General features: G+C 73.2%; 6 protein-coding genes. 5 read left to right on the top strand and 1 reads right to left on the bottom strand.

The genetic code is table 11. The features are described 5' to 3' along the window. The first annotated feature begins 477 nt into the window (after positions 1-477). Positions 478-1,155, top strand: a complete 678-nt coding sequence (locus tag ACWD0A_RS31270; RefSeq protein WP_451303580.1) for a GntR family transcriptional regulator — start codon at positions 478-480, stop codon at positions 1,153-1,155. Between the two features lie 198 nt (positions 1,156-1,353). Here ACWD0A_RS31270 and ACWD0A_RS31265 read toward each other — a convergent pair whose 3' ends face one another. Continuing rightward, a complete protein-coding gene (locus tag ACWD0A_RS31265) occupies positions 1,354-1,635 on the bottom strand; it encodes an HPr family phosphocarrier protein (RefSeq protein ID WP_073755402.1) in 282 nt (93 codons plus the stop codon). A gap of 164 nt (positions 1,636-1,799) precedes the next feature. Here ACWD0A_RS31265 and ACWD0A_RS31260 point away from each other — a divergent pair, with 164 nt between their 5' ends. Genes ACWD0A_RS31260 through ACWD0A_RS31245 form a run of 4 tightly spaced genes read left to right on the top strand, consistent with a single transcriptional unit; the run spans position 1,800 to position 7,770 of the window. Beyond that, complete coding sequence (locus ACWD0A_RS31260; RefSeq protein ID WP_451303578.1) at positions 1,800-5,246, top strand: GNAT family N-acetyltransferase; 3,447 nt, start codon at positions 1,800-1,802, stop codon at positions 5,244-5,246. A gap of 37 nt (positions 5,247-5,283) precedes the next feature. After that, the gene (locus tag ACWD0A_RS31255) at positions 5,284-5,868 is read left to right on the top strand and encodes a DUF5998 family protein (RefSeq protein ID WP_177151636.1); all 585 of its coding nucleotides are present in this window, start codon (positions 5,284-5,286) and stop codon (positions 5,866-5,868) included. Further along, positions 5,868-7,070 (top strand): alkaline phosphatase family protein, encoded by a 1,203-nt coding sequence (locus ACWD0A_RS31250; RefSeq protein ID WP_451303576.1) that lies wholly within the window; start codon positions 5,868-5,870, stop codon positions 7,068-7,070. Before ACWD0A_RS31255 ends, ACWD0A_RS31250 begins: the two co-directional genes overlap by 1 nt. Positions 7,071-7,119: 49 nt before the next feature. Next, positions 7,120-7,770, top strand: coding sequence for a thymidine kinase (locus tag ACWD0A_RS31245; RefSeq protein WP_451303574.1), 651 nt, complete (start codon positions 7,120-7,122; stop codon positions 7,768-7,770). Positions 7,771-7,786: the final 16 nt, after the last annotated feature.

The raw sequence follows: 7,786 nt of genomic DNA, 5'->3' as shown, positions 1-7,786 counted from the left end.
AGACCCCCGGCGTACGCCGGGGGTCTTCGCGCTTCGGTGACAGCGCCTCCGACGCCCGGCAGCCTCACCTCCGCCGCCGGTGGGTTCACTCCGCTCGGCGTCCGGCACCGCTCGTCCCGACCGCGAAGCGGTCCCGCCCGCTCGGTCGGCGGGATCCCTGGCAGCCCTGGTTGTGTCCGACGGCCGTTTTCTGGCGCTGCCGGGGGCGGCTGTACTGCGGTCTCCGCGGCCGTCCCTTGGCCTGTGGCCGGATGCGAGCCGTGGGCCTCGGTTGTGTCCTGACGGCCCGCGTCTCGCGCTGCGGGCCGCCTCCGGCGGTCAGGCGACGCGCGACGCGGCGATCGTATTACGTCGTTTCCGGCCAAAAGATATCCATGGATTCCGGTCGGCCATCGGAAAATCCCGTCGACTGGAATAGAGTCACCGGACACGAGTCAATCGGCTGCGTTTCGCGTGGATCAAAGCGGAGGTTCGGACATGCGCATTCCCGCGCACTCTGTATGCACAGCGATCCGCGACGACATCGTCTCCGGTGTGTTCGAGCGGGGCAGTCGGCTCACCGAGGAGAACCTCGCGCGACGCTACGGGGTCTCCCGCGTCCCGGTCCGCGAGGCCCTGCGGACCCTGGAGTCGGAGGGCTTCGTCGTCACCCGCCGCCACGCCGGCGCGCACGTCGCCGAGCCCACCGAGCAGGAGGCGGCCGATCTGCTGGAGATCCGCATGCTGCTGGAGCCGCTCGGCGCCGCGCGTGCCGCCCAGCGGCGCACCGAGGCCCATCTCAAGGTGCTGCGCGGCCTGGTGAGGCTCGGTCAGGAGAGAGCACGCCGCGGGCAGGGCGAGGACCTGCGCTCCCTGGGCGCCTGGTTCCACGAGACGCTCGCGCAGGCCTGCGGCAGCCCTGGGCTGACGGCTCTGCTGACCCAGCTGCGGCACAAGATCGCCTGGATGTACGCCGTCGACCAGCCGGCCGTGCCCGTCGAGTCCTGGGCCGAGCACGGCGCGATCGTGGACGCGGTGGCGCGCGGGGACGTGGAAAGGGCCCGGGCCCTCACGGCACTCCACGTGGAAAAGGCGGCGGCCGCGCACCGGCTGCGACGCCCGGGTCGGGTGAGGACTTCGCAACATTCCGTAAACATTGCGAGCGTCCGTAATTAACAATCGAGCCGTATACAAGAAAGGGTTTATTCGAGAGTCTTCTCGGGCCCTGCTTTCGGCGCGCCGGAATTCATTTGTGCCGAGACGGAGCAGGAACGGATAAAGCCGCGGGTTCCTCAGTTACGGAACGCCGCGGCTTCGCCGTGGTTCTCGCGGGCACCTCCGGACGGGCGGGAGTGCCGGAATCGCGTCGGCGGGTCAGACCGTCTCGGGCAGCTCGTCGAGGCCCTCGGCCACAAGCTTGGCCAGGCGGTCCAGCGCGGCGTCGGCGCCTTCCGCGTCGGAAGCCAGCACGATCTCCTCGCCGCCCTGCGCGCCGAGGCCCAGCACGGCCAGCATGGAGGCGGCGTTGACGGGGTTGCCATCGGCCTTGGCGATCGTCACCGGAACGCCGGCGGCCGTCGCGGCACGAACGAAGATGGAAGCGGGGCGGGCGTGAAGGCCCTCGGCCCAGCCGACATTGACGCGACGCTCAGCCATGGTGTTGCCCTTCAAGTCTCAACGGGTTGTCTAGACCAGTCTCTCATGCGGTCCGGCGTGCTTCCGTCGGCGTCCGGATGGTGGTCACGGGCCCCGCGGAGCCCTCTCAGCGTGCCTGTCCACAACCACCCACGCGACCCGTGACTGGGCCGTACGCTTGGCCCATGCAGACCTCGTCGGAGCACGCTTACCCCGATCACTGGGAAGCAGACGTGGTGCTGCGCGACGGCGGCACCGCGCGCATCAGGCCCATCACCACCGAGGACGCCGACCGGCTCGTCAGCTTCTACGAGCAGGTCTCCGACGAGTCGAAGTACTACCGCTTCTTCGCGCCCTACCCGCGCCTGTCCGACAAGGACGTCCATCGTTTCACCCACCACGACTACGTGGACCGGGTGGGGCTCGCGATGACGGTCGGGGGCGAGTTCGTCGCGACCGTCCGCTACGACCGGATCAACGCACAGGGCCGCCCGGCCAGCGCTCCCGCCGACGAGGCCGAGGTCGCCTTCCTCGTCCAGGACGCCCACCAGGGGCGCGGGATCGCCTCCGCCCTGCTGGAGCACATCGCCGCAGTGGCGCGGGAGCGCGGCATCCGGCGGTTCGCGGCCGAGGTCCTGCCCGCCAACAATAAGATGATCAAGGTGTTCCGGGACGCCGGGTACACCCAGAAGCGCAGCTTCGAGGACGGCTCCGTCCACCTCACCCTCGACCTCGAGCCGACCGAGGCGTCCCTCGCCGTGCAGCGCGGTCGCGAGCAGCGGGCCGAGGCCCGTTCCGTGCAGCGCCTCCTCGCGCCGGGTTCGATCGCGGTGATCGGCGTGGGCCGCCGGCCCGGCGGCGTCGGCCGCACCACCCTGCGCAACCTCCTGGGCGCCGGATTCACCGGGCGGGTGTACGCGGTGAACCGCGCCTTCCCCGAGGGGCGCACCGAGGTGGAGGGCGTTCCGGCCGTCCGCTCGGTCGGCGAGGTCGGGGAGCCCGTCGACCTCGCGATCGTCGCCGTCCCCGCCGAGCGGGTGACCGAGGTGGTCGCCGACTGCGGCGAGCACGGCGTCCAGGGCCTGGTGGTCCTGAGCGCCGGATACGCCGAGAGCGGCGCGGCCGGCCGGGAGCGCCAGCGCGAACTGGTGCGCCAGGCCCGCTCGTACGGCATGCGGATCATCGGGCCCAACGCCTTCGGCATCATCAACACCGCGGACACCGTCCGGCTCAACGCCTCGCTCGCCCCCGAGTCCCCCGCACCCGGGCGCATCGGTCTGTTCACCCAGTCCGGGGCGATCGGCATCGCGCTGCTCTCGGGTCTGCACCGGCGCGGCGCGGGGCTGTCGTCGTTCATCTCGTCCGGCAACCGCGCGGACGTCTCGGGTAACGACTTCCTCCAGTACTGGTACGAGGACCCGGGCACCGACGTCGCCCTGCTCTACCTCGAGTCCCTCGGCAATCCGCGCAAGTTCACCCGGCTCGCCCGGCGCACGGCGGCGGTCAAGCCGGTCGTCGTCGTCAAGGGCGCGCGGCACAGCGGCAGCGCGCCGCCCGGGCACGCGGTGCCGGTGACGCGGATGCCGGACGCGACGGTCGGCGCGCTGATGCGCCAGGCGGGCGTGATCCGCGTCGACACCGTGACCGAGCTGATCGACGCGGGGCTGCTGCTCGCGGGCCAGCCACTGCCGGCCGGGCCGAGAGTCGCGATCCTCGGCAACTCCGAGTCTCTCGGGCTCCTCGCGTACGACGCCTGCCTCACCGAGGGGCTGCGCCCGCTGCCGCCGCTCGACCTCACGACCGAGGCCACGCCGGCGGACTTCCGGACAGCGCTGGCCCGGGCGCTGGAGGACGACGGGTGCGACGCCGTCGTCGTCACGGCGATCCCGTGGGTCGGTGAGAACGGCGTCACGGAGTCGGGCGACGGCGAGGTGCTGGCCGCCGCCCTGCGCGACGCGGCGGCCGCGAGCCCGGCGAAGCCGGTGGCGGTGGTCCACGTCGAGATGGGCGCGCTGGCGGACGCGCTCTCGGCGGCGTCGAGCACGGCCCCCCGCGCCCGCGCGGACGCGCCGCCGTCCGCCGCCGCCGAGACGGGCGCCGACGGCCCGTCGGTGCGGGCGGACCGCGGGGTCGAGGACGCGTCGGCGCCGGACGACCGGCAGCCCGGTCCCGGAGCCGCATCGGCTGCCGCCGCGGAGCCGGGGGACCGGCAGGCCCGGAGCGTGGAGAGCGCCCCGGGTGACGAGGGCGACGAGGGCGCCTCGCCGCTGGCGGAGGCCGGCGCGACCGGCGCCGGCGGTGGCTCCGTACCGGCCTCGGAGCAGCGGCGGGCGGGGGTTTCCGCCCCCGTGGACGCGGACGGCGGCGCGTCCCCGTCCGAAGGCGGACGTGCGGCCGAGGAGCCGTCCCGCTCCGGCGGCTCCAGGTCATGGTTCGGTCTGCGGGGCCGCGTGTCGGGCAGGCCGTCCGGCTCCGCCGACGCGGGACGCCGGTCCGGCGCGGACGGGCACACGTCCCCAGGCGAACGGGGGACGCGATCGGCGGACGCACCCCACGGGTCGGGCAGCCGCCCGGCCGGTGACCAGGGCACGCCCGCCCCCAGGGGCACCCCCTCCCGCGCTCCCGGTACGGGCAGCCGCCCGGCAGAAACCGCGGCCGACGGCACCGCCCCTGGCACGCGGGGGCCCGCAGCCGACCCGTCGGGCACCCCCGCCCCGGCCGCGCACGGCACCGTCGGCACATCCGCCCCCGGCGACGACACGCGGCGCATCCCCGCCTATCCCGCCGCGGAGCGTGCCGTGCGGGCGCTGGCCGAGGCCGTCAGGTACGCGCAGTGGCGGCGGCAGGCCGCCGAGCCGGGCAAGGTGCCCGAGTACGACGACATCGACGAGACGGGTGCCGCCGCCCAGATCGAGCGGTTGCTCGGCGACGACAGCGACGCCCGCGGCTTCACTCTCGGCCAGGCCGACACCCATGAGCTGCTCGCCCGCTACGGCATCCGCGTGCGGCCCGCGCTGCCCGCCTCGGACACGGATTCCGCCGTCGAGGCCGCCCGGCGCCTCGGCTACCCGGTCGCCCTCAAGACCACCGCCCCCCACCTGCGCCACCGCGCCGACCTCGGCGGCGTACGCCTCGATCTCGCCGACGAGACACAACTGCGCCAGGCGTACGAGGAGTTGACCGGCTCCCTCGGCAAGCCCGCCGAGCTCCAGCCCGTGGTCCAGGCGATGGTCCCGCGCGGGGTCGACACCGTCGTGCGCGCCGCCATCGACCCCGCCGCCGGTGCCGTGCTGTCCTTCGGACTCGCGGGCCCGCCCTCCGAGCTGCTCGGCGACACCGCGCACCGCCTGGTCCCCGCCACCGACCGCGACGCCGCCGAGCTGGTCCGCAGCATCCGCACCGCCCCTCTCCTGTTCGGCTGGCGCGGCTCCGCGCCCGTCGACACCGCCGCGCTGGAGGAGCTGCTGCTGCGGGTCTCCCGGCTGGTCGACGACCACCCCGAAGTGGTGTCGATCGGACTCGAACCGGTCGTCGTCGCACCGCAGGGCCTCTCCGTGCTCGACGCGTCCGTACGCCTCGCACCCCCACCCCCGCGCACCGACCTGGGCCCCCGCCGGCTCCCCAGCTACTGAGCGCTCGGAGCCCCCGAGGCCCCGTAGGATGGACGGCATGGCGAAGACCGGTACGACGACCCAGGGGCTGCGCGCGGCGATCGAGCGCAGCGGCTACTACCCGGCCCTCGTGGCCGAGGCGGTGGAGGCCGCCGTCGGTGGTGAGCCGATCTCGTCGTACGTCGTGCACCAGGAGACCACGTTCGACGCCAACGAGGTCCGCCGCCATGTCACGGTCCTCGTCCTGACGGCGAACCGGTTCATCGTCAGCCACACCGACGAGCAGGCTGCCGACGACAGCTCCCCGACGCCGTACGCCACCACGTCCACCGAGTCGGTCAAGCTGGACCGCATCTCGTCCGTCGTGGTCAGCCGGGTCGTCGCCAACCCGGAGTCGTACACCCCCGGCACCCTGCCCCGTGAGGTCGTGCTCACCATCGGCTGGGGCGCCGTCTCCCGCATCGACCTGGAGCCCGCCGCCTGCGGCGACCCGAACTGCGACGCGGACCACGGCTACACCGGCAACTCCACCGCAGACGACCTCAGCCTGCGGGTGAGCGAGGCAGGGGACGGCCCCGACACCGTGCGCCAGACGCTCGCCTTCGCCCAGGCGCTCTCCGAAGCCACGGCGGCCACCCGCTGATGGTCCAGCCCGCACAGAGTGCTGTCTGGCCGGACGAGCCCACTCCGCTCGCACTCGACACCGCGCCCGTTCCCGAGTACGGCAGCGGCTCGCTCGCGGACCTGCTGCCCACCCTGGCGGCAGGCCAGGGCGTCCCCGGGCTCGGCCGGGGCATCCCGGAACTGACCCCCGCCGACCGCAACTGCGTGTTCCTCATCGACGGTCTCGGCTGGGAGCAGATCCTGGCGCACCCGGACGAGGCCCCGTACCTGACCTCCCTGCTGGGCACCTCACGCGGCGGCACGGGGCGTCCGATCACCGCCGGGTTCCCCGCGACGACCGCGACCTCGCTCGCCTCCGTCGGCACCGGCCTGCCGCCCGGCGTGCACGGTCTGCCCGGCTACACCGCGCGCAATCCGGAGACCGGCGAGCTGATGAACCAGCTGCGCTGGAAGCCCTGGACCCCGCCGCGCATCTGGCAGCCGTACCCGACCGTCTTCCAGCTCGCCGACGAGGCGGGCGTGCACACGGCCCAGGTGTCCTCGCCGACGTTCGAGCAGACGCCCCTCACCAAGATCGCGCTCAGCGGCGGAACGTTTCACGGGCGCCTCTCCGGCGAGGAGCGCATGGACCTGGCGGCCGAGCAGCTCGCTGCCGCCGACCGCTCCCTCGTCTACACCTACTACAGCGAGGTCGACGGCAAGGGCCACCGCTTCGGCGTCGACTCCGACGCCTGGCGCGGCCAGTTGATGTACGTGGACCGGCTGGTGCAGCGCCTCGCCGAGCAACTGCCGCCGCGGGCCGCCCTGTACGTCACCGCCGACCACGGCATGATCGACATTCCCTTCGGCGAGCAGTCCCGTATCGACTTCGACGAGGACTGGGAACTGCGCGCCGGTGTCGCCCTGCTGGGCGGCGAGGGCCGGGCCCGCCATGTCTACGCCGTGCCGGGTGCCGAGTCCGATGTGCTCGCGGTCTGGCGGGAGGTGCTCGGCGAGCAGTTCTGGGTGGCCGGGCGCGACGAGGCGATCGCCGCGGGCTGGTTCGGCGACCGCATCGACGAGCGGGTGTACGGACGGATCGGCGACGTCGTGGCCGCGGCCCACGACGACGTGGTGATCATCGCGTCGGTCAACGAGCCGAACGAGTCGGCCATGGTCGGCATGCACGGGTCCATGACCCCCGTCGAGCAGCTCGTCCCTCTCCTCGAAGTACGCTCGTAGCCTCCGTACGCCGACCGCTTCCCACGACCCGAAAGGTCCTCGACCTCCCATGCCCGAGCTGGTGTTCTTCTCCGGAACGATGGACTGCGGAAAGAGCACCCTCGCTCTTCAGATCGAGCACAACCGGTCGGCGCGCGGCCTGCAGGGCATGATCTTCACGCGGGACGACCGTGCGGGCGAGGGCAAGCTGTCCTCGCGCCTCGGGCTGGTCACGGACGCCGTCGAGGCGGCCGTGGGCTTCGACTTCTACGCGTACCTCGTCGACCGGCTCTCCAAGGGCGGCCGCTGCGACTACGTGATCGCCGACGAGGCGCAGTTCCTCGCGCCCGAGCAGGTCGACCAACTGGCGCGCATCGTCGACGACCTGGAACTGGACGTCTTCGCCTTCGGCATCACCACCGACTTCCGCTCCAAGCTCTTCCCCGGCTCCCAGCGGCTCGTCGAACTGGCCGACCGCGTCGAGGTGTTGCAGGTCGAGGCCCTGTGCTGGTGCGGTGCGCGCGCCACGCACAACGCCCGCACCGTCGGCGGCGAGATGGTCGTCGAGGGCGCGCAGGTCGTGGTCGGCGACGTCAACCAGTCGCCGGACGAGATCGGTTACGAGGTGCTGTGCCGGCGCCACCACCGGCGCCGGATGACGGCGGCCACGGCCCGCGCGGCCGCCCTGTCCCCGGACGTCCTGCCCGTCGGTGGCGACTGACCACGAGCCGCCGGCG

The organism is Streptomyces sp. NPDC002867, assembly GCF_053591895.1.
The sequence above is the reverse complement of the archived record's forward strand: the minus strand, read 5'-3'. Positions and strand labels throughout refer to the sequence as shown.

Coding starts and splice junctions, on each gene's coding strand:
- ACWD0A_RS31270 (WP_451303580.1), top strand. CDS start 478: ATGCGCATTCCCGCGCACTCTGTATGCACAGCGATCCGCGACGACATC.
- ACWD0A_RS31265 (WP_073755402.1), bottom strand. CDS start 1,635: ATGGCTGAGCGTCGCGTCAATGTCGGCTGGGCCGAGGGCCTTCACGCC.
- ACWD0A_RS31260 (WP_451303578.1), top strand. CDS start 1,800: ATGCAGACCTCGTCGGAGCACGCTTACCCCGATCACTGGGAAGCAGAC.
- ACWD0A_RS31255 (WP_177151636.1), top strand. CDS start 5,284: ATGGCGAAGACCGGTACGACGACCCAGGGGCTGCGCGCGGCGATCGAG.
- ACWD0A_RS31250 (WP_451303576.1), top strand. CDS start 5,868: ATGGTCCAGCCCGCACAGAGTGCTGTCTGGCCGGACGAGCCCACTCCG.
- ACWD0A_RS31245 (WP_451303574.1), top strand. CDS start 7,120: ATGCCCGAGCTGGTGTTCTTCTCCGGAACGATGGACTGCGGAAAGAGC.